Below are 20,845 nucleotides of genomic sequence, written 5' to 3'. Positions count from 1 at the left end.
AGAGTGGTTCGCGTTCCCGGAGTCGACGGGTTCGCAGAGTGTTACTCATCTAGACGAGTAGATATGAAGAAACCTTGCGCGCCATCCGTGTGGAGACCTCGGCCGCGACGATCCTGCTGACCGAGGCGCCCGAGCCCAAGGTCCGCGACCGCCAGACCGGCGAGATCGCCAAGGACGTCAACAGCGGCGAGGCACTGATGACGATCGGCGTCGTCTACATCGAGGAAGGGGAGTCGTCCCTAATCAAGGTCACCATTCCGGAGAGCGGCGTTTCCGAGGGGCTGGCGCTCGGTGCTCCGATCTCGCTGCCCGGCCTGGTGGCGCGGCCGTGGGAGAGCGTATTCAACGGACAGCAGCGTCACGGCATCGCCTACCGCGCCGCCGCCGTCACTCCGGCCCTTTCCCGGCCGCCATGGGAGCCACGGCCTGATGACCGACTTGACAACGCTCCTGGAGGCGGGTGGTCCCGTCGCCGCACTCGGCGGTGGGGCCGCCTACGCCCGGGCCCAGCACCCCGGCATCTACTGGTCCACTGTCGGACTGCCGCTCTCCACGGCCCGGCTGCTCAGCTCGTACAGCTCGGTCATTGAAGCTTGCGGCCTGACCGTCGCTCCGTCCCGGCTGCGGGTCCTCGCGGTCAAGGCCACGAGTCGGCGGGAGGTCCGGCCCGCTCCGCCGCGTCGCGGGATCATTCGGCCTACGTCGACGGGGCTGAGGATTCGTCTGCGGCTGGCGCCTGGGCAGGAACCCGCTGACGTCGCCGCCTCGGCCGAACGGCTCCGGCACGCCTGGGGCGTCCACGCCGTGTATGTGACCACGGTCAAGCCCGGTGTCGTCGAACTTCGGCTCGTCGGCTTCGACGTGCTGCGCAAGGTCCGTATGCCTCGTAAGTCCCCGGCCGGGTTACTGAAAATACCGGTCGCGATGCGGGAGGACGCCACGCCCTTCGTACGCGACTACCGGACCGTTCCCCACCAACTCACCCTCGGCGCCACGCTGTCGGGCAAGTCCATGTACCTGCGCCACCTCGTCGCCGGACTCGCCCGGCAGCCCGTCGCCCTGGTCGGAATCGACTGCAAGCGTGGTGTGGAGCTGGCACCCTTCGCCGCCCGGCTCTCGGCACTGGCCACCGACCCCGAACAGGCCGCCGAACTGCTGCCCGTACTCATCAGGGAAATGGAGGACCGTTACGACCTGATCAAGGCCCGGCAGGGCATCGCGTCGGGCACGCCGGACGAGGAGATTACCTCCGACATCTGGGGCCTGCCCGAGGACGAACGACCCGTGCCCGTCGTGCTATTCGTCGACGAGGTGGCCGAACTCTTCCTTGTTGCCACACGCAAGGACGAGGAACGGCGGGACGAGATGGTCACCCAGCTCATCCGCCTCGCCCAGCTCGGCCGTGCCGCCGGGATCTACCTGGAGGTCTGCGGGCAACGCTTCGGCGCCGAACTCGGCAAGGGCGCGACGATACTGCGGGCCCAGCTCACCGGCCGCGTCTGCCACCGCGTCAACGACGAGGCCTCCGCCAAAATGGCGCTCGGCGACATCGCCCCCGAAGCGGTCTCCGCCGCCTGCGCCATCGGTCCCGAACGGCCCGGCCTCGCCGTCGCCGGTGACACCTTCGGCGGCTGGTCCCGCATCCGCACGCCGTATCTCTCCCTCGGCGATGCCGCCGACATCTGCAACGAGTCGGCTGATCTGGTCCCCGACCTCCCCGCGCTCAAGCCCTCCGGCCCGCCGTGCCCGTACGGCCGGTCAAGTCCCCGGATTCGGCCCCGGCCTCGGTCGTGCAGCCGCGGCCCGTGACCGACTGAGCCGCTAGCCGTTCCTCGCTCCGCCCCGGTCGGTGTGACCGTCTCGCGCCATGTCCCTACCCCTGCCATGCCTCGAACAGGAAGGAGCCTCAGCATGCGCGCCCTGTTGGCCCGTGTCGACGCGGTGCTCGTCCAAGCGGTCATCGCCGCCGCGCTGTCCTTCGCCCACCTGCACGACATCGCCCTTGCGGCCGGTAAGGACGGGTGGAAGGCGTGGGCGTATCCCGTCTCGGTCGACCTGCTGCTCGTCGCCGCCTGGCGCCGACTGCGGACCGGCGAGGCAAAGGCGTCCGGATGGTGCTGGTTCGTCATCGCCCTGACCGCGTCCCTCGGGGCGAACATCGCCACCGCCGGACTGCTCGACCTCGACGACGTGCCGGCCTGGCTGCGCATCCTCGTCGCGGGCTGGCCCGCGGTCGCCTTCCTCGGCGGAACGCTCCTCGCGCACTCCGCGCCGAAAGCGGCCGAGAACGTGGGCAGCGCCACCGAGGACACAGACCAGGTGGACGACGAACCCGCTCCTGAACCGCCCGCACTACCGGCCGTAGATCCGGCACCCGTTCCGCCAGCCGCGTCCGTCCCGGCCGCTCTAGTCGAGCACGCACGCAAGGTCGCCGCCGAGCACCACACCCGTACCGGAACGGCCATCGACACCCCGACCCTCCGCGCTCGCCTCGGCGTCCCCGTGCCCATGGCCGAAGCCATCGCCGCCCAGGTCTGAGCAGTCTGACCAGCCCTGAAAGGAGATCCGTGTGACCGCCAATCGCCGCTTCCGCTCCGTCACCCGCATCGGCCCCGTCCAGGTCGGCACCGCCTACGACGGTCGGGGCCGTGAGAAGCACACCGCCGCGTGCACCGCCCCGCGCTGCGGCTTCTCCGCCGACTACGACAGCCGCGCCGCCGCCGAGCTGGCCGCCCGCACCCACCGCTGCCCCGTCCGCTGAAAGGACCCCGAACCCGTGACCGTCAGCCTGCCGCTCGTCGCCGTCCTCGGCTTCTTCGCCTGGGGAGCGGTCAAGTTCCTCGGCGTCCGTACGTGGATCGTCGTCCTGATCGTCCTGATCGCCCTGTTCGGCTTCTGGCTCTCCGACACCTTAATGGCCCCCTCCATCGAGTCCGGCACGCGCTCCGGCGTGGACGTCATCAACGGCTCACATGACTAGACGAGTAGGTAAGGAGAACTTGCCGTGTTCCTGCCCAAGTACCCCGACGGCCCCACACCGCCGCCCGCGCACACGCACGCGCCGACCGATCTGGCTCCCGTACGGCGTCCGGCTCCGCAGATATCCGTCAGCGCCGGAGCGGTCGTGGCCGTGCTCGTCGGCGGAGTTGTGCTGACCGCGCTCCTGGCGGCCATCGCCGTCACGGCCATCTCCGTGGCCGTCGCCGCCGTGGTCCTGCGCTCGATGCTCCGCGACCAGCGCCGCCGCTGACACCGGCCAACCACACCAGCCAACGACACCACGCCCCCGGGGCGGACCGACACCGCCAAGCATCCGCCGCCCCGGGGCCCTGTCCCTCCTGACCGAAGCCAGAAGGAGAAAGCCATCATCACCCGCGCCACCCCGCCCCCGCTGGCCGCACTCGGCGAGCTGGCCGCACTCGGCACCATGCCCGGCCTCCTGCGTCAGCTCTCCGGTCTCGGCGGCTGCACCCAGCCGATCCGCCTCGACGGCCACCGCGCCGAGTACGACGTGAACATCCGTACCGGCGAGATAGGCACCCTCCTCCACCGCCTCGACTCCGCCGGCCTCCCGGCCGGTCACCTCCTGGTCCGCTGCAACAACCGCCGCACCACCCGCTGCGCTGCCTGCTCCGAGGTCTACCGACGCGACACCTTCCACCTGATCACCTCTGGCCTGCGCGGCGGCAAGGGCGTCCCCGAACAGGTCGCCGCGCACCCCCGCGTCTTCGCCACCTTCACCGCCCCGGGCTTCGGCCCCGTCCACAACCGCCCCACCGGCCCGGCCGGTTCGGTCCGCCGCTGCCGGTGCGGGGTCCTCCACGCCCAGGACGACGACGTACTCGGCACCCCACTCGACCCGGACACCTACGACTACGAAGCGGCCGTGCTCTGGAACGCACACGCCGGTCCGCTGTGGCGACGCTTCTCGACCTACCTGCGCCGGGAGGTCGCCAAGCGGGCCGGACTCTCACAGCGGGAGTTCCGCGAGCACGCGCGGGTGTCCTTCGCCAAGGTCGCCGAGTACAAGAAGCGCGGAGCCGTCCACTTCCACGCCGTCATCCGCATCGACGGCCCTGGAGGCGGCGACACCCCGCCTCCGGCCTGGGCCACTGCCGAGCTGCTGACCGATGCCATACGGGCCGCCGCGACCGCTGCCCGCGTCGACGGTCCGGTTGTCGACGGTCGTACGCACGTCTTCGCCTTCGGCCGTCAGCTCGACGTACGCACCATCCGCGGCGCCGACTTCGACAGCGGCCAGGAACTGACCGAACGGGCCGTCGCCGCGTACATCGCCAAGTACGCCACCAAGGGCGCCGAGACCGCCACGGGAGCTCTCGACCGCCCGCTGAAGTTCCTCGCCGAACTGGCTCAGCTCGACATCAGCGACCACGCTCGACGGCTGGTGCGTACCGCCTGGACCCTCGGCGCCCGCAAGGAACTCGAAGAACTTCGGCTCCGAGCCTGGGCCCACATGCTCGGCTTCCGCGGCCACTTCTCCACCAAGTCCCGCCGCTACTCCACCACCCTCGGCGCACTCCGCACCGCCCGCGCCGAATGGCGCCGCGCACAAGCCATGGCGGCCATGGCAGACGCCGAGAGCCAGACCGACGAGACCACGACCCTCGTCCTCGCCCACTGGGTCTACGCCGGAACCGGCCTCACCGACGCCGAAGCCTGGCTAGCCGAGACCCTCGCCCCCGCTCCAGGAACGGAAGGAGAACCCACCCGTGGCTGACCGCTACCTCACCGTGGCGCAGGTCGCCGAACTCCTCGGCACCACGGAGCGCTTTCCGCGGCGCCTCATCGCGGAGCGACGCATCACGTTCGTCAAAGTCGGCCGCCACGTGCGTATCCCCGAGAGCGCGGTGAGCGCCTTCATCGACGCGCACAGGGTGCAGCCGATCCGGCAGCGTGGCGGCATGCTGCGGAGGGCTGCCTGATGCCTAACAAGAAGGGGAAGCGCAGAAGCTTCGGGGCTGTCCGACAGCTCGCGTCCGGCCGGTGGCAGGTCCGCTACCGAGACCCGGAGACGGGCCTTCTCCGCCCGGCTGAGAAGACGTACGAGACCAAGACGGACGCCCAAGTCGCACTCACGCACATCGAGGCGGACATCACGCGCGGGCAGTGGGCGGACCCGGATGCCGGGCGGTGAACTTCGCCGACTACGCCACGGCGTGGCTGCGGGATCGGAAGCTGGCCGACCGTACCCGGGAGCGGAACGAGTCGGTGATGCGGCTGCACATCGTCCCGACCTTCGGCGCGGGCTCCATTGCCGACGTCACGACCGCCCGGGTACGGAGCTGGCGCGGCAAGCTGCTCGCTGCCGGCGTGGGCGAGCCGACGGTCGTCAAGGCGTACCAACTCCTGCGGGCCCTAATGAACACGGCCGTTGACGACGAGATGATCCGACGCAACCCGTGCCGCATCAAAGGCGCGGACAGCTACGACGTGCCGGAGCGGCCCGTGTTGTCCGTGGCGGAGGTCTTCGGCGTGGCCGACTCCATCGCCCCGCGCTACCGGCTCCTCGTCCTCCTGGCGGCGTTCACGACTCTCCGCTTCGGTGAACTGGCCGCACTCCGGCGTAAGGACATCGACTTGGCCGGCCGTGTGGTCGTCGTCCGGCGTGCGCCGAGCTGCAAAACGGGCGGCTCTTCGACAAAGCACCCAAGTCCGCGGCGGGGGTCCGTACGGTCTCGTTCCCCGCCGAGCTGCTGGATGAGATCCGGCGGCACGTGGAGCGCTACGCCGCCGCGGGGCAGGACGGTCACCTGTTCGTCGGCCTTCAGGGTGGGCAGCTCCGCCGGAGCAACTTCCGGGACGACTGGGTCAAGGCCAAGAAGGCGGCGGGTGTCTCGGCCGAGCTGCACTTTCACGACCTACGGCACACGGGCAAACACGCTGGCCTCCACGGCCGGGGCCAGCACGCGGGAACTGATGACGCGCATGGGCCACAGCAGCTCGCGCGCCGCGCTGCTCTATCAGCACATGACCAGCGACCGGGACAGAGCCATCGCCGATCGACTGGGCGCCATGATCCGTAAGGACGGGGGAGGGGTGACGGGAGCCTCGGAAGAGGACTCCAAACGGACGTAGTGGCACGGCACCTGAAACGGCAAAGGGCCAGCTTGGGAGGAAACCCCTCCTGAGCTGGCCCTTACTGCTGTGCCCCCGGCAGGATTCGAACCTGCGACACCCGCTTTAGGAGAGCGGTGCTCTATCCCCTGAGCTACGAAGGCCCGCACGGTGACCACCGGAGTGGTGCACCGGCGACAGTCTAGCGGTTGTCGGTTGGGCGTCGCGGCGGCATGGGTCGCCGTGGTGCGACGACGCCGGGGGTCAGGTGCGCGGCGGCGGTGGCGCGTTCCCCGGGCGGCCCGGGTTCACCGCCTCCAGGTCCACGGCCATCCTGATCGACGCGCGGACCGTCTTCGCCGCGTTGCGGCGGTCCCACTCGACCGTGAGCATGCCGTCGGCCGCGGTGCCGCCGGTGAAGAAGCCGTCGGCGTCGTTGGTGGTGCGCGGGAGGTCGTTCCCGGTGTACGGGCGGACCTGGGCGACGGCCCGGATCAGTTCCTCGGGGAAGAAGACCTGGCCGGTGTGGACGGTCTGGCCCTCGGCGTACGCCTGGTCCAGGAAGACGCCCCGGGTGTGCACCTTGGTGTGGATGTGCACGGCCCGGCCGGTGTACCAGCCGGGGACGACGGTGCGGAAGCGGACCCCGCCGTCGCGGTCGGTCATCTGGAAGCCGCGCAGATACGTGGTCCTGCTGTCCGGCGGCAGCTTCGGGATCGGGCCCTCGAACTCGATCTCCCCCTCGTTCATCGCCTCCGAGGTCTCCTCGTACCCGGAGTAGATGCCGAGCGCGTCGCACTGCCAGATGTCGACCGACGCGTCCGGGACCGGCTTCCCGTCCTCGGCGTTCACGACCTGGATGCGCAGTTCCAGGGGTGTGCCGCGCCTGCCCTCGGTGATGTCGACGCGGTGCTTGTCGTAGTCGAGGTAGTACGGGCCCTCCGTCGTCTCCTTCGTCAGGGCGAGGGCGTCCGGGGAGGGGGAGGGGGAGGGGGAGGAGGAAGTGGGGGGCGTCGGTTCGGCGCCCGGCTCGGCCGAGGCCACGTACGCGCCGCTCAGTCCGATCGCCGTCACGCCCGCGCCGCCCGCGACGAGTATCCGGCGGCGGCTCATGGGGGGTTTGTGATCTGCCATGTCCCGCAGGCTAGGAGCCGTGGCCGCGCGATCACGGGGAATCCGGCGCCGGTGCCGGAAGGTCTGCATCTTGGGGTAGTCGCTCCCTCCCCTTCTCCCCTGCCCCACATACGGGTCCTACGTCAGTCCGTGCGGCTCACCCGCACCACGTACCGCCCGTCCAGATCCGCCGAAGCCACCGTGATACGGACGCCGTTCTTCGGGTCCCTGAAGGTCTCGCCCGGGGTGAAGGGGGCGTCGGAGAGTTCCGCGTGGACGTTGGGGGCGCGGGTGCAACCGCCGCTGTCCCGGCGGGAGTCGTAGACCCGGACCGGGCCCTGGCCGGTGTCCACGTCCGCGTCGACGCGGTAGATGAGGACGCCGGCCCGGCACACCGCCTCGTCGTTGCCGGCGCGGGTGCGCAGCTCGACGGCGTAACCGGTACGGCGGTCCAGCGGGACGACGACCAGTTTGGCGCCGCCCGCGCGGGCCAGCGGGGTGAGGGTGTGCTCGGTCGTGCCGGGCCGGCTCACACACGTGACCTGCTTCGCGTCGAGCCAGCCCAGCTTCCACTTGTGCCACCCGAGCAGGTCGTTGTTGGAGCCCCAGTCCTCGCTCATGATGTCCCAGTGGCCGACCGCGCCCCCGCCCTCCTGGGTGTAGAGGTCGGGCAGGCCGAAGACATGGCCGTTCTCGTGCGGCAGTACGCGGTAGCCGGTCTTGTCGTAGGAGCCGGAGCCGTCGTCCTGGCGGGAGTAGACGAAGGACGCGTTGGAGACGGGGACGCCGTCGGCCGTCGGGGCGTCCGGGTTCCCGGCGAACGTCACCGACAGCACGGTGTCCAGCGCCGAAGGGCCGGCGTTCGGCGTGATCAGCACGTTCAGCAGGTCGTACTCGCTGAAGTCGACCTTGGGGTCGGCCACCCCCACCAGGTCCTGGACCAGCCGGCGGTAGCCGGGGTCGAAGGGGGCGCCGCGCTCTATGCCGTACGCCTCGAAGGTCTTCGGCATCCGCAGCCAGCGCGGGAGCGGGGTCTCGGAACGGTAGTCCAGACGACCGTAGGAACTGGTGCGGAACCATTCCTGGGTCTGCGGGAAGAACTCGCGGTAGCGGTCGAGCGCGTTGCCCTGACCGGGCGCGTCGGCGAAGTCGACCATCACGTTCAGGGCGCGGACGGTGCCGGTGGAGCGGGAGTAGCCGGCCGGTGTGGGGACGCCCTCGGACATCTGGACGTCCGAGCCGCCGCTGATCATGCACGGGCCGAGCGCCGAGGAGCGGGACAGGGCGACGGGGCCCGCTCCGGCGGCGGAGGAGGAGACGGTGTGCCGGCCGGTGCCGGCCGCGGTGCTCACCGCGAAGGTCAGGGCGGTCACGGAGACCAGGGCGGCCACCCGACGCGGGCGTATCCGCCGGCGGGACGGCTGCGGCTGCGGCTGCATGCAGGGCCTTTCGCTCCAGGCAGCCCCCGTGTTCCGGCTGCACGCTCCCGGCAGCCACCGCTTCTCCGGCCGCCGCGCTCCCGGCAGCCGGAGACCGGCTGCACCCTTTCGATCACCCTGGGTCGAGGTGGGCGCGGGCGCGCGCTGGAGGAGACCGATCGTGGGTTTCCCGCCAGTAGCCGGGCCCCACGGCTTGTGACCCACGTCACAAGAACTCTTTCGGAGGTCGGGAAATAACTGGGGACGCCCTCCCCGTTTAATCAGTCGTACGACGATCCGGGGAACCACTCCCCGTTTCGTCAAGGAAACGCAAAGAGGGAAACGCGAAGGAGGACACCGTGGAGACCGCAACGCCCGTGCGACGCAAGGCACCCCGGCCCCGTGCCGACGCCCTGCGCAACCGGGAGCGGATCGTCACCGCCGCCCGGGAGATGTTCGTCGAGTTCGGGCCGGACGTGCCGCTCGACGAGATCGCCCGCCGCGCCGGCGTCGGCAACGCCACGGTGTACCGGAACTTCCCGGACCGCGACTCACTGGTCCGCGAGGTCGTCTGCTCGGTGCTGGACCGTACGGCGCGGGCAGCCGAGCTCGCGCTGACGGAGACCGGCGACGCCTTCAAGGCGCTGGAGCTCATCGCACACGCGGCCGCCGACGAGCGGATCAGCGCGCTGTGCCCGATGGTCTCCACCACCTTCGACCAGAACCATCCGGATCTGGAGGCGGCGCGAAGGGGGTTCGAGCAGCTGGTCGGCGAGGTCATGGACCGCGCCAAGGCTGCCGGACAGCTGCGTCAGGACGTGGGCGTCGGAGACCTGATGGTCGCCGTGGCCCAGCTCAGCAGGCCCCCGGCCGGCACGGCGTGCCTGTACGTCGACCGGTTCGTCCACCGTCATCTTCAGGTGTTCCTGGACGGCATGCGGGCCCCGGCCCGCTCCGCCCTCCAGGGAGCCGCCGTCACCATGGAGGATCTGCGCGCCGGCCATGACCCGGTCATGAGTCCCGACCCGGTCATGAGTCCCGAGCCGGTCATGAGTCCCGACTCGGCGACGAGTCCCGACCCGGCGATGAGTTCGGCCGCCGGCCACAGTCACCACACCAGCCACCGGAGGCCCGGCGCGTAGCGACCGCCCGGCAGTCACCGTTCACCGGACGTCGAAGGTCCGGACGTCGACGAAGACGATCCGCGGTCCACGACGGCCTTCTTCACACCACCCACCCCGCTCTGCCGCCTCGATTCGCCGGCCGGGCCCGATATTTCAGCCACAACTCATACTTATTTACTTTCGTCCCGAACAATCCGTCACGAAGTCCCGAAGTGGGTACACCCATGTCTGATGCAGCCGTCAAGGCTTCCGGCACCCCCGCGGCGCCGGTCCCCGATCCGGGCCGCTGGAAGGCCCTCATCTTCATCGCGCTCGCCCAGCTGATGGTCGTCCTCGACGCCACCATCGTGAACATCGCGCTGCCCTCCGCCCAGCAGGACCTGGGCATCTCCGACGGCAACCGGCAGTGGGTCGTCACGGCCTACGCCCTCGCCTTCGGTGGTCTGCTGCTCTTCGGCGGCCGTATCTCCGACCTCTGGGGCCGCAAGCGCGCCTTCGTCATAGGTCTGGGCGGCTTCGCCGCGGCTTCCGCGCTCGGCGGTGCCGCGACCAACGAGGCCATGATGTTCGGCGCCCGCGCCCTCCAGGGTGTCTTCGGCGCACTGCTCGCGCCCGCCGCGCTCTCGCTGCTGGCCGTGATGTTCACCGACGCCAAGGAGCGCGCCAAGGCGTTCGGCATCTACGGTGCGATCGCCGGTGGCGGTGGCGCCGTGGGCCTGATCCTCGGCGGATTCCTCACCGAGTACCTGGACTGGCGCTGGACGTTCTTCGTGAACATCCCGTTCGCGATCGTCGCCGCCGCCGGTGCCTACCTCGTCATCCGTGAGCCCGAGGGCGGCCGCAACCGCAACCCGCTCGACATCCCCGGCGTCCTGCTCTCCACGCTCGGCCTGGTCGCGCTGGTCTACGGCTTCACCCGCGCCGAGTCCGAGGGCTGGAGCGACTCCGTCACGATCGGCATGTTCGTCGCGTCGGCGGTGCTGCTGGCGACCTTCGTGATCGTCGAGTCCCGGGTCAAGGCGCCGCTGCTGCCGCTGCGCGTCATCACCGAGCGCAACCGCGGCGGGATCTACCTCTCGCTGGGCCTGGCCATCATCGGCATGTTCGGTCTGTTCCTGTTCCTCACGTACTACCTCCAGATCGTGCAGGGGTACTCGCCGGTCAAGACCGGCTTCGCCTTCCTGCCGATGATCGCGGGCATGATCGTGGGCTCCACCCAGATCGGTACGCGTCTGATGACCCGGGTCGCACCGCGCCTGCTGATGGGCCCCGGCTTCCTGCTCGCGGCCGTCGGCATGCTGCTGCTGACCCAGCTGGAGATCGACTCCTCCTACTCGGCGCTGCTGCTGCCCGCGATGCTGCTGCTCGGTCTCGGCATGGGTACGGCGTTCATGCCTGCCATGTCCCTGGCCACGCAGGGTGTGGCGCCGCGTGACTCCGGTGTCGCCTCCGCGATGGTCAACACCTCGCAGCAGGTGGGCGGCGCGATCGGCACGGCCCTGCTGAACACGATCGCCGCGTCCGCGACGACCTCGTACGTCGCCGACAACATCGCCGGCGCCGGCACCCGGTCCGAGCAGCAGCTGGTCCAGCTGCGCGGCATGGTCGAGGGCTACACCAGCGCCATCTGGTTCGCGGTCGGCATCCTGCTCGCCGCCTCGCTCATCGCGTTCACCTTCGTCAACGCGGGCCGTCCGGGTTCCACCCCGGTGGCCTCCGGCGACGGCGAGGGCGCGGAGGACGAGCTGCCGGTGCCGGTGGTCGCCCACTGACCCGCTGACCCACCGGTCAGGGGTCGTACCCCCCTCGGGCCCGTCGTGCGGAGGGGGAGGGGACGCCCCTCCCGTACGGCACACAGGACCTGCCCGGGCTCCCGCTGAGTGAGCGGCTCAGCGGAGCCAGGGCAGGTCCGCACCCGCTTCGTTCGGCTGAAGTCCCTCGGCGACGATCTCCATGATCTCGCCGAGGGACTTCTGCTGTTCCGGGGTGAGCCGCGCGAACAGCGCCTGGCGTACGGCGCCGACATGGCCGGGCGCGGTGCGGCGCAGCACCTCGTACCCGCCGTCCGTGAGGACGGCCAGCTGGCCACGCTTGTCGGAGGGGCAGTCCTCGCGGCGCACCCAGCCGTGCTTCTCCAGCCGGGCGACGGCGTGCGAGAGGCGAGAGCGGGTGATCTTCGCGTGTCTGGCCAGCTCGGTCATCCGCAGCCGCCGCTCGGGCGCGTCGGCGAGCTGGACCAGCAGGCCGTAGTAGATGTGCGGCATGCCGGCGTCGCGCTGGAGCTGACGGTCGAGATGGTCCTCCAGGAGCGTGGTGGCGTGCCGATACGCCCGCCAGACGCGCTGCTCGTCCGCGGTGAGCCACTGGGGTGCTGCGGCGGGGGTGGATGCCGGGGCCGTGTTCATGGATCCACTGTACGACCGTCGTTCTTGAATGTTGAACAAAGTCGCCGTAGAGTGCCCCTGGGGAAGTGCTTTAGAGTTCAAGATCTCAAGGGAGTCGCCGCCATGACCGCCGTCGCACCCGAGCGCATGCCAGCCCTCTACCTCAGCCACGGCGCCCCGCCGCTCGCCGACGACCCGGTCTGGCCCGGCGAACTCGCCGCCTGGTCCGCCGGCCTCCCGCGCCCCCGCGCGATCCTCATGGTCTCCGCCCACTGGGAGGAGGCCCCGCTCGCCCTCGGCGCCGTCGAGACGGTCCCGCTCGTCTACGACTTCTGGGGCTTCCCCGAGCACTACTACCAGGTCCGCTACGAGGCCCCGGGCGCCCCCGGACTCGCCGACTCCGTACGGAAACTGCTGCGCGCCCCCGGCACGCCGGTGCAGGACATCCCCGCCCGCGGACTCGACCACGGCGCCTACGTGCCGCTCGTCGAGATGTTCCCGGCCGCCGACATCCCGGTCCTCCAGATCTCCATGCCGACCCTCGACCCGGTCCGCCTCATGGAGATCGGCCGCCGGCTCGCGCCGCTGCGCGACGAGGGGGTGCTGATCGTCGGCTCCGGCTTCTTCACCCACAACCTCGCCGCCCTGCGGCACACCGGGCCCGGCGTGCCCACCTGGTCCTCGGAGTTCGACGACTGGGGCCACCGCGCGCTGGAGACCCGCGACTGGGACGCCCTGCTCGACTTCCTCGACAAGGCACCGGCCGGGCGCTACGCCCATCCGCGCACCGAGCACTTCGCCCCGCTGTTCGTGACCATGGGCGCGGCGGAGGTGTCGGGCGAGCTCGACGCGCAGCGGTCGGTGATCGACGGCTTCTGGATGGGGATGGCGAAGCGGTCCGTGCAGTTCGGCTGACCCGCTCCGAGGGGCGCGGCGACGCCCGTCAGAGTTCCTTCTCGTACCAGGCCACGTCCCAGTAGCGGCCGAACTTGCGGCCCACCTCGTGGTACGTGCCGACATGCCGGAAACCGAAGCGTTCGTGCAGCCGCGTGGACGCTTCGTTGGGCTGGGCGATGCCCGCGTACGCGCGATGGACGTCCTCGCCCGCGAGGGCGGCGAAGAGGGCCTTGTACAGGAGCGTGCCGATGCCGCGGCCGCCGGCGTCCGGGGCGACGTAGACCGTGACCTCCACCGACGTGGTGTAGGCGGGCTTCGCCCGGTAAGAGCTGGATGTGACGTAACCCAGGATTCGCCGTGAGGTCGGCTCCGTGGCAACCATCAGGCGGTGCGGTCCGTCTTCTGGGTGGGAGAGCAACCAAGGACGGCGCTCTTCCGGAGTGAAGATCTCTGTGTCGAACGTGATGGACGTCTCACGTACATAGTGGTTGTAGAGCTCGGTGAGGGCTACGAGGTCAGCCTCGGCTCCCGGCCTGACCTGCACCTCTGTACGTTCCCACGACATCCGGCCTCCCCCTGCGGCGGCACAGGGTACTGCATGATCAGAAAAATCGGGGTGCGGGTTGGGAATTCTGTCCGGATTCCAGTCGTTGTTTCCATCGGATGCAGGGCACCCGGAGAGAGTGCCGAGAGAGCCGAGCATCCCCGGAAACGTCCGCTGACCACACCATCGCAAGGGAGCACGCATGGCAACCCGTGCCGTCGCCCGTCGTAAGTCCGCCGCCGGCGAGACCGTCGACCGGCCCAGCAGCGTTCGCGCCTCTGGCGGCGAGATCGCCGACCGCGACCTGGTCGGCATGTATCTCGACGAGATCGCGCGGACCCCGCTGCTCGACGCCGCCAAGGAGGTCGAGCTGTCGCAGACGATCGAGGCGGGTGTGTTCGCCCGCCAGGTACTGGAAGGGTTCGAGGAGACGAAGACCAACGCCAGCCGTGACGAGCTGGAGTCCCTGGTCGCGGCCGGTGAGCGCGCCAAGGACGTCTTCATCCGGTCCAACCTCCGCCTGGTCGTCGCGGTCGCCCGCCGTTACCCCCGCAGTGGTCTGCCCCTGCTCGACCTGATCCAGGAGGGCAACGCGGGCCTGGTCCGCGCGGTCGAGAAGTTCGACTACCGCAAGGGCTTCAAGTTCTCGACGTACGCCACCTGGTGGATCCGGCAGGCCATCACGCGGTCCATCGCCGACCAGTCCCGCACCATCCGGCTGCCCGTCCACCTCGTGGAGGAGCTGGGCCGTATCCGGCGCGTGCAGCGCGAGTTCAACCGCGAGCACGGCCGCGACCCGGAGCCGCACGAGATCTCCGCCGAGCTCGACTCGACGCCGGAGCGCGTCACCGACGTGCTCGACTGGGCCCGCGACCCGGTGTCGCTGAACATGTCGGTGGACGACGACGGCGACACCCAGTTCGGTGACCTCCTGGAGGACACCTCCGCGGTCTCCCCGGAGCAGTCGGTGCTGACGCTGCTGCGCAGCGAGGAGCTGGACGACCTGATCGGCCGCCTCGACCAGCGCACGGCCTCCATCATCAAGATGCGGTACGGCATCGAGGACGGCCGGGAGCGCACGCTGACCGAGGTCGGCAAGGAGCACGGTCTGACGCGTGAGCGGATCCGGCAGATCGAGAAGCACGCCCTGCTGGAGCTGAAGAAGCTGGCCCGCGACACCGGGTTCGACGCGGCGGCGTGAGCCCGCGCGAACATGGCTTCGTAACGCCGCTTCAACAGTCCCGACTTCGGGAACAAACCTTCAGGGCCCAGGAGTTCAGTAGGTGAGACCTTACGGAGACGGCGTCGAAGGACGTTTCGACGCCCGATCCGAAGGGCACCCGGATCGGAGATCAACCCCGATCAACCCCCACAGAGCCACGTCCCGTCGCTACTCCCCCCTTGCGCCGGGACTCTCCCAGAGCCGGGCTCTGGCGCCTCCCCCCCTGGCGCCAGGGCCCGGTTCCACTTCTGCCCGGACCCGGGCACACGTGGAGAGGCGGGGCACCCCGAACCTGAACCCCGGGGTGGCCCGCCGGATGGCAGATTCTGCCACATGGGCATAGCCTGCCGACGTGAGCAGCACCACTCCAGCGCATAATCGCCCCTCCGGTCCGGATTCCGGTTCCGCCCCGGGGCCCGCCCTCTCCCTCACCGAGCGGCGCAAGGCGGCGACCCGGATGGAGATCGCCCGCGCGGCCGCCGGGCTCTTTGTGAGCCGCGGGCTGAAGGCCACCCGGGCCGAGGACATCGCACAGGCCGCCGGGATCGCGCCGCGCACGTTCTACCGGTACTTCGCGACCAAGGAAGAGGCCATCGCCCCGCTGTACGCCGCCGGCGCCCAGCGCTGGGCCGAGGCCGTCCGGGTCGCCCCGCCGCACATGTCGATCCCCGAGGCCCTCGACCACGCGGTCCGCCACACCCTCACCCCCGGCGGCGGGATCTCGGCGGCGTCCTGGGACTGGGTCCGCACCCTGGTCCGCCTGGCCGGGACCAGCCCGTCCCTGAGCAGAGTCTGGGCAGAGGTCTGCCGCTCGGGAGAGGCATCCCTGGCGGTGGTACTACTGGCCCGCATGACGCCGGGCCCGGACGGAAACGCCGGACCGGACAGGAACGCCGGAGCGGGACCGGACGCGGGGGCCCGAGGCGGCGACAACGTTGCCGGAGACACTCGTAGTGATGGACCCGGCGCGGGTGACGGCCCGGAACCCGTGGTGTCCCCACGACTGCGGTTCGCCGCCGCCGTCGCCAGCGCGGCCGTACGCGTGGCCGTCGAGTCCTGGGCGGCCGGCGACGCCCCGGCCGCGGGCCCGGACGGCCCCGCCGAGACGGCAATACGCAACCTCGCAGCAGTAGGCAACTTCCACTGGCAGCCACTCTGACCCACCCCACCCCGAAGAATCCCTTCAGGCCGACGACGCCCTTTAGGGGCGCGGGGAACTGCGCGACGAGCCCCCACCGGCCCGCGGCCGACGACGGCTCTTGGGGGCGCGGGGAACTGCGCGACGAGCCCCCACCGGCCCGCGGCCGAAGACGAACCTCAGGGGCGCGGGGAACTGCGCGACGACCCCCTACCGGCCCGCGGCCGACGACGGCTTTTGGGGGCGCGGGGAACTGCGCGACGAGCCCCCACCGGCCCGCGGCCGAGGACGAACCTCAAGGGGCGCGGGGAACTGCGCGACCGCCCACCACCGGCCCGCGGCCGAAGAACAGGCCCCGTCGCCGCTCACGCGCCCCCCTCCCCGCCCCCCGCCCGCAACAACCGCCCCCCCAACTCCCGCACACACCCCACAAGTTCCGCCGGTTCCTGAACCGTGAATTCAAAGCCATGCATCACCAGCCGCACCGCCAACCACTCCACCGGATCCGCGGTCGTCCCCCGCAGACGGCAACTGTCCGGCCCGACCGGCTCCGGCACCCCCACCCACTCAGGAAGCCGCGCCGCCACAACCGGCGCAGACGCGGCGAACGTCACCGCGAACTCGTACGTCTCCCGATGACGTCGGATCGACCGCCGCAGATACTCCGCCGCACTCCCCGTAGGCAGCTCCCGCGGGGAGAACCGCGCCCCGGTGGCGAAGGGTTCGCTGACCCGGTCGACACGGAACGTGCGCCAGTCCTCGCGGTCGAGGTCGTACGCGACGAGGTACCAGCGGCGTCCCGTCGAGACGAGGCGATACGGCTCGGTCAGCCGCCGGGACTCGGCGCCGTCGCCGGAGCGGTAGGCGAACCGCAGCCGCTCGTGCCCGGCGACCGTGGACGCCATCGTGGTCAGGGTCTCGGGCGCGATGCTCGGCCCGTCCCCGCTGGTCAGCGGAGTCGTCGCGGACTGAAGCGTGGCGACCCGGTGCCGCAGCCGCCCCGGCAGCACCTGCTCCAGCTTCGCGAGGGCCCGTACGGACGCCTCGTCGACCCCCTCCAGCGCGTGCCCGGCACCGGCGCGCAGCCCGACCGCGATCGCGACCGCCTCCTCGTCGTCGAGCACCAGCGGGGGCATCGCCTTGCCCGCGACCAGCCGGTACCCCCCGTCCGAGCCCATGCTGGCCTGTACCGGATAGCCGAGTTCGCGCAGCCGGTCCACGTCTCTGCGGACCGTGCGCCGGGAGACCCCGAGCCGGTCGGCGAGCTCGCCGCCGGGCCATTCGCGGGGCGTCTGGAGGAGGGAGAGGAGGGTCAGCAGCCGTGCCGGGGTGTCCGTCGTCATGAGTTCGAGGATGCCGTACCACTAGGACACGATCTGACCTAATGGGGCCGTAGCTTCAAACCATGACCTCTTCCGAGACGACTCTCAGTGCGCAGCAGGGTGCGGGTGCGGGTGCCGGCACCGGTGACCGGCGCCGGTGGTTCGCGCTGGCCATCGTGATGACCGCGGCCTTCATGGACCTCGTCGACGTCACGATCGTCAACATCGCCATCCCGTCCATCCAGCAGGACGCCGGTGCCAGCTTCAGCCAGATCCAGTGGATCACCGCGGGCTACGCGCTCGCCTTCGCCGCCGGCCTGATCACCGGCGGGCGGCTCGGCGACATCCACGGCCGCAAGCGGATCTTCCTTGTCGGTATAGGCGGCTTCACGCTCGCCTCGGCGCTGTGCGGGTTCGCCGCCAACCCGGAGATGCTGGTCGCCTCGCGCATCCTCCAGGGCGGTATGGCGGCGCTGATGGTGCCGCAGGTGCTGGCGATCGTGCACGCCACCTTCCCGGCGCACGAACGCGGCAAGGTCTTCGGCCTGTTCGGCGCGGTCGTCGGACTCGGCGCGGTGTCCGGTCCGCTGCTGGGCGCGCTGCTCACCGAGTGGAACCTGTTCGGCCTCGAATGGCGCCCGATCTTCCTGATCAACCTCCCGGTCGGTATCGCGGGCCTGATCCTCGGCAGCCGCTTCATCACCGAGTCCAAGGCCCCGCGCGCCCTGCGCCTGGACCTCGTGGGCGTCGCTCTGGTCACCGCCGGTCTGCTGATGCTGCTCTACCCGCTGACCCGTGGCCGCGAGCTGGACTGGCCGGTGTGGGGATACGTGTCGATGGCGGGCGCGCTCGTGGTGTTCGGCGCGCTGGTGGCGTACGAGCGGCTCAAGTCGGCGCGTGACGGGTCCCCGCTGGTCGAGCTGTCGCTGTTCCGGGTGAAGAGCTTCGCGGCCGGCATCGCCGTACAGACCCTGTTCGGTGTGGTGATGGGTGTGTTCTTCCTGGTCTGGACGCTGTACATGCAGACCGGCCTCGGCTGGACGCCGCTGAAGGCCGGGCTGACCGGGGTGCCGTTCTCGATCGCCGTGTCGGTCGCGGCCGGGCTGTCCGTGCAGCTGCTGGTCCCGCGCTTCGGCCGCAAGGTGCTCCAGGCGGGCGCCGCGACCATGGCGGTCGGTGTGCTGCTGTACCTGTGGGAGTCCGAGCGGTACGGCCTGGCCATCGCGCCCTGGCAGATGGCGCTGCCGCTGGTCGTGATGGGCGCCGGGATGGGTCTGATCGTCGCCCCGCTGACCGACGCGGTGCTCTCGGGTGTGCCGCGTGAGCACGCCGGTTCGGCGTCCGGGCTGATCAACACCGTGGCCCAGATGGGCAACGCGCTCGGTCTCGGCCTGGTCTCCGTCGTCTTCTTCGGGGTGATCGACGACCGGGTGCCTCCGGGGGCGGAGGGTGCGGCCGGCGCCGCCGCGACGGGCGCGGCGTACGTGGACGGCTTCCAGAACGCGATCGGGTGGGTCGCCGGACTGATGGCGGTGATCTTCCTGGTGATGTTCGCGCTGCCGGGCCGCCCGGTCCAGCACCTGGAGGGGGCCGCGGGGGAGACCGGGGCTCCGGTGGACCGGGGTGCGGTCGAGCCGGAGCGGGAGCTCGTCTCCTGACCGAGTGACTTCCCGCAGGACGTCTCCGATGAAGGGCCTGGCGCCGAGGATGGTGCCGGGCCCTTCGGCGTACGTCCGAGAAGGTGGACTGCGAAGTCCGTTCATGTCTGGTTGAAGCCCGAACCTGTTTACTTTCCGGAAATCCGCGCGTAGCCTCCCCCTGAAACCACACGTTCGGGCACAGTCGGAGGCGAACGGACATGTACGCACCGGAGCGGCAGCAGGAGATCCTCCGGCTCGCCCGTGACGGCGGCCGGGTGGACGTCGTGTCGCTCGCCGAGGAGTTCCAGGTCACCGCGGAGACGATCCGCCGGGACCTGAAGGCCCTCGACCGGGCCGGCCTGGTCCGCCGGGTGCACGGCGGGGCGATCCCGGCCGGGCGGCTCGACTTCGAGCCGGACCTCACCGAGCGCGAGTCCACCGCCGCCGACGAGAAGGACCGCATCGCCAGGGCGGCCCTCGCCGAACTCCCCGCCGAGGGCACGGTGATCCTCGACGCCGGTACGACGGTGGCCCGGCTGGCCGCGGCCGTCCCCCTGGAGACCTCCCTCACCGTCGTCACCCACAGCCTCCCGACCGCGGCCCGCCTCGCGGACCACCCCGGCATGCAGCTCCACCTCGTAGGGGGCCGCGTCCGGCACCGCACCCGCGCCGCCGTGGACGCCTGGGCCCTGCGCGCCTACGCCGAGATCCGCGCCGACGTGCTCTTCGTGGCCGCCAACGGCTTCTCCGTCGAGCACGGTCTGACCACCCCGGACCTCGCCGAGGCCGCGGTCAAGCGCGCCGCGGTCGGCGCCTCCCGGCGTGTGGTGCTGCTCGCCGACTCCGCCAAGCACGGGCAGGAGCACTTCGCCCGCTTCGGGGGCCTGGGCGACGTGGACCTCCTGATCACCGACAGCGGGCTGAGCCCCGAGGACGCGGCCGCCATCGAGCGCGGCGGCACGGAAGTAGTACGCGCATGATCCTCACCGTCACCCCGAACCCCTCCCTCGACCGGACCTACGAGGTCCCCGCCCTGGAGCGCGGCGAGGTCATCCGCGCCACCGGTGAGCGTATGGACCCCGGCGGCAAGGGAGTGAACGTCTCGCGGGCCGTGGCCGCCGCCGGCCGGCGCACGGTCGCGGTACTGCCCCTGGGCGGAGCGCCCGGCGCGCTCGTCGCGGACCTGCTCGACGCGCAGGGCATCGAGGTCGCGCCGGTCCCGGTGGCCGGGGCCACCCGTTCCAACATCGCGCTCGCGGAGTCGGACGGCGTACTGACGAAGATCAACGCGCCGGGACCCGAACTGTCCGCCGCGGAACAGGAGTTGCTCCTGGACACCGTGCGGGAGCGGTCCGCGGGCGCCGACTGGATCGTGTGCTGCGGCAGCCTGCCGCGCGGACTCGCGCCGTCCTGGTACGCCGATGTCGTCACGCGGGCGCACGCCGGGGGAGCGCGGATCGCGCTCGACACGTCGGGGCCCGCGCTGCTTGAGGCGCTGCGGGCCCGGCCCGACGTGGTCAAGCCCAACGCCGAGGAGCTCGCGGCGGCCGTCGGACGCCCCCTTTCGACGGTCGGCGACGCGGTCAAGGCGGCCGAGGAACTGCGCGCGATGGGCGCGGTCGCCGTGCTGGCGAGCCTGGGCGCGGACGGGCAGCTGCTCGTGGACGACGCGGGCGCGTGGTTCGCCACCGCGCGCGTCCACGCGGTGCGTTCGAACGTCGGCGCCGGTGACTCCTCCCTCGCCGGGTTCCTGATCGCCGGCGGGCGTGGCCCGGAGGCCCTCGCCTCCGCCACCGCGCACGGCGCCGCCGCCGTTCAGCTTCCCGGCAGCGTGATGCCGACGCCGGCGGACCTGGACCCGACCGCGGTGACGGTCACGCAGGACATCCCGGCCGGCCGCGCACTGACGGAGCCGGTGTCATGAGGCGCCGGGCCCGTGTCACCCACCCCACCCCCACCCACCCGTCC

At 71.0% G+C, this 20,845-nt stretch carries 20 protein-coding genes, 1 tRNA gene and 4 pseudogenes; 19 read left to right on the top strand and 6 right to left on the bottom strand.

Features of this window, described 5'->3' with window-relative positions; genetic code table 11:
* The first annotated feature begins 74 nt into the window (after window positions 1-74).
* From ACIQAC_RS38175 to ACIQAC_RS38125, 11 genes and pseudogenes are all read left to right on the top strand, one after another.
* Window positions 75-430 (top strand): annotated as a pseudogene (locus tag ACIQAC_RS38175) (hypothetical protein).
* Window positions 430-1,817, top strand: a pseudogene (locus ACIQAC_RS38170) (FtsK/SpoIIIE domain-containing protein). The pseudogenes ACIQAC_RS38175 and ACIQAC_RS38170 overlap by 1 nt, the downstream one beginning before the upstream one ends.
* A gap of 94 nt (window positions 1,818-1,911) precedes the next feature.
* On the top strand, window positions 1,912-2,538 hold the full coding sequence (locus ACIQAC_RS38165; protein ID WP_402199810.1) for a DUF2637 domain-containing protein: 627 nt from the start codon (window positions 1,912-1,914) through the stop codon (window positions 2,536-2,538).
* A gap of 31 nt (window positions 2,539-2,569) precedes the next feature.
* Entirely contained in the window at window positions 2,570-2,761 is a 192-nt protein-coding gene (locus ACIQAC_RS38160; protein ID WP_143638785.1) for a mobile element transfer protein, read from the top strand.
* 15 nt (window positions 2,762-2,776) lie between these two features.
* The gene (locus tag ACIQAC_RS38155; protein WP_402199807.1) at window positions 2,777-2,980 is read left to right on the top strand and encodes a hypothetical protein; all 204 of its coding nucleotides are present in this window, start codon (window positions 2,777-2,779) and stop codon (window positions 2,978-2,980) included.
* A 24-nt stretch (window positions 2,981-3,004) separates the two neighbouring features.
* Complete coding sequence (locus ACIQAC_RS38150) at window positions 3,005-3,250, top strand: SpdD protein (RefSeq protein ID WP_402199805.1); 246 nt, start codon at window positions 3,005-3,007, stop codon at window positions 3,248-3,250.
* Window positions 3,251-3,427: 177 nt separating this feature from the next.
* Window positions 3,428-4,738, top strand: coding sequence for a replication initiator (locus ACIQAC_RS38145; RefSeq protein ID WP_402199802.1), 1,311 nt, complete (start codon window positions 3,428-3,430; stop codon window positions 4,736-4,738).
* The gene (locus tag ACIQAC_RS38140; protein ID WP_402199799.1) at window positions 4,731-4,943 is read left to right on the top strand and encodes an excisionase family DNA-binding protein; all 213 of its coding nucleotides are present in this window, start codon (window positions 4,731-4,733) and stop codon (window positions 4,941-4,943) included. Before ACIQAC_RS38145 ends, ACIQAC_RS38140 begins: the two co-directional genes overlap by 8 nt.
* A complete protein-coding gene (locus ACIQAC_RS38135) occupies window positions 4,943-5,155 on the top strand; it encodes a hypothetical protein (protein ID WP_402199797.1) in 213 nt (70 codons plus the stop codon). Before ACIQAC_RS38140 ends, ACIQAC_RS38135 begins: the two co-directional genes overlap by 1 nt.
* Window positions 5,128-5,259: pseudogene (locus ACIQAC_RS38130) on the top strand (site-specific integrase); the annotation flags it as partial. The gene ACIQAC_RS38135 and the pseudogene ACIQAC_RS38130, both read left to right, overlap by 28 nt.
* A gap of 476 nt (window positions 5,260-5,735) precedes the next feature.
* Complete coding sequence (locus tag ACIQAC_RS38125; protein WP_402199865.1) at window positions 5,736-6,044, top strand: tyrosine-type recombinase/integrase; 309 nt, start codon at window positions 5,736-5,738, stop codon at window positions 6,042-6,044.
* 122 nt (window positions 6,045-6,166) lie between these two features.
* Here the strand turns inward: ACIQAC_RS38125 and ACIQAC_RS38120 are convergent.
* The 3 genes from ACIQAC_RS38120 to ACIQAC_RS38110 all read right to left on the bottom strand — a co-directional run bounded on the left by ACIQAC_RS38120 (window position 6,167) and on the right by ACIQAC_RS38110 (window position 8,627).
* A tRNA-Arg gene (locus ACIQAC_RS38120) sits at window positions 6,167-6,239 on the bottom strand.
* Between the two features lie 100 nt (window positions 6,240-6,339).
* On the bottom strand, window positions 6,340-7,209 hold the full coding sequence (locus tag ACIQAC_RS38115) for an intradiol ring-cleavage dioxygenase (RefSeq protein WP_402199794.1): 870 nt from the start codon (window positions 7,207-7,209) through the stop codon (window positions 6,340-6,342).
* 122 nt (window positions 7,210-7,331) lie between these two features.
* Window positions 7,332-8,627, bottom strand: coding sequence for a M6 family metalloprotease domain-containing protein (locus ACIQAC_RS38110; RefSeq protein WP_402199793.1), 1,296 nt, complete (start codon window positions 8,625-8,627; stop codon window positions 7,332-7,334).
* Between the two features lie 338 nt (window positions 8,628-8,965).
* On the opposite strand from ACIQAC_RS38110, the pseudogene ACIQAC_RS38105 reads away from it, so the two are divergent.
* Window positions 8,966-9,601 (top strand): annotated as a pseudogene (locus ACIQAC_RS38105) (TetR/AcrR family transcriptional regulator); the annotation flags it as partial.
* Window positions 9,602-9,954: 353 nt separating this feature from the next.
* Window positions 9,955-11,502 carry an MFS transporter gene (locus ACIQAC_RS38100; protein ID WP_402199790.1) on the top strand — a complete coding sequence of 516 codons (1,548 nt, stop codon included), beginning with the start codon at window positions 9,955-9,957 and terminating at the stop codon, window positions 11,500-11,502.
* A 117-nt stretch (window positions 11,503-11,619) separates the two neighbouring features.
* On the opposite strand, the gene ACIQAC_RS38095 is transcribed toward ACIQAC_RS38100, so the two are convergent.
* Window positions 11,620-12,135: a MarR family winged helix-turn-helix transcriptional regulator gene (locus ACIQAC_RS38095; protein WP_402199788.1), complete on the bottom strand. Its 516-nt coding sequence runs from the start codon at window positions 12,133-12,135 to the stop codon at window positions 11,620-11,622.
* A 102-nt stretch (window positions 12,136-12,237) separates the two neighbouring features.
* On the opposite strand from ACIQAC_RS38095, the gene ACIQAC_RS38090 reads away from it, so the two are divergent.
* Entirely contained in the window at window positions 12,238-13,029 is a 792-nt protein-coding gene (locus ACIQAC_RS38090) for a dioxygenase (RefSeq protein ID WP_402199785.1), read from the top strand.
* 28 nt (window positions 13,030-13,057) lie between these two features.
* Here the strand turns inward: ACIQAC_RS38090 and ACIQAC_RS38085 are convergent, their stop codons facing one another.
* Window positions 13,058-13,576, bottom strand: a complete 519-nt coding sequence (locus ACIQAC_RS38085; RefSeq protein WP_402199783.1) for a GNAT family N-acetyltransferase — start codon at window positions 13,574-13,576, stop codon at window positions 13,058-13,060.
* 181 nt (window positions 13,577-13,757) lie between these two features.
* Here ACIQAC_RS38085 and ACIQAC_RS38080 point away from each other — a divergent pair, with 181 nt between their 5' ends.
* Window positions 13,758-14,756: an RNA polymerase sigma factor RpoD/SigA gene (locus ACIQAC_RS38080; RefSeq protein WP_402199780.1), complete on the top strand. Its 999-nt coding sequence runs from the start codon at window positions 13,758-13,760 to the stop codon at window positions 14,754-14,756.
* Window positions 14,757-15,129: 373 nt separating this feature from the next.
* Window positions 15,130-15,936, top strand: a complete 807-nt coding sequence (locus tag ACIQAC_RS38075; RefSeq protein WP_402199778.1) for a TetR/AcrR family transcriptional regulator — start codon at window positions 15,130-15,132, stop codon at window positions 15,934-15,936.
* A 344-nt stretch (window positions 15,937-16,280) separates the two neighbouring features.
* On the opposite strand, the gene ACIQAC_RS38070 is transcribed toward ACIQAC_RS38075, so the two are convergent.
* Window positions 16,281-17,258, bottom strand: a complete 978-nt coding sequence (locus ACIQAC_RS38070; protein ID WP_402199775.1) for a helix-turn-helix transcriptional regulator — start codon at window positions 17,256-17,258, stop codon at window positions 16,281-16,283.
* 62 nt (window positions 17,259-17,320) lie between these two features.
* Between ACIQAC_RS38070 and ACIQAC_RS38065 the strand changes: the two genes are divergently transcribed.
* From ACIQAC_RS38065 to pfkB, 3 genes are all read left to right on the top strand, one after another.
* The gene (locus tag ACIQAC_RS38065; RefSeq protein WP_402199772.1) at window positions 17,321-18,895 is read left to right on the top strand and encodes an MFS transporter; all 1,575 of its coding nucleotides are present in this window, start codon (window positions 17,321-17,323) and stop codon (window positions 18,893-18,895) included.
* Between the two features lie 200 nt (window positions 18,896-19,095).
* Window positions 19,096-19,857: a DeoR/GlpR family DNA-binding transcription regulator gene (locus ACIQAC_RS38060; protein ID WP_402199769.1), complete on the top strand. Its 762-nt coding sequence runs from the start codon at window positions 19,096-19,098 to the stop codon at window positions 19,855-19,857.
* A complete protein-coding gene (pfkB, locus tag ACIQAC_RS38055) occupies window positions 19,854-20,801 on the top strand; it encodes a 1-phosphofructokinase (RefSeq protein WP_402199766.1) in 948 nt (315 codons plus the stop codon). The genes ACIQAC_RS38060 and pfkB overlap by 4 nt, the downstream gene beginning before the upstream one ends.
* Window positions 20,802-20,845: the final 44 nt, after the last annotated feature.

Source organism: Streptomyces sp. NPDC088387, assembly GCF_044753385.1.
Taxonomy (GTDB): domain Bacteria; phylum Actinomycetota; class Actinomycetes; order Streptomycetales; family Streptomycetaceae; genus Streptomyces.
Note: the sequence above shows the minus strand (reverse complement) of the source record. Positions and strands in the feature narration are given on the sequence as shown.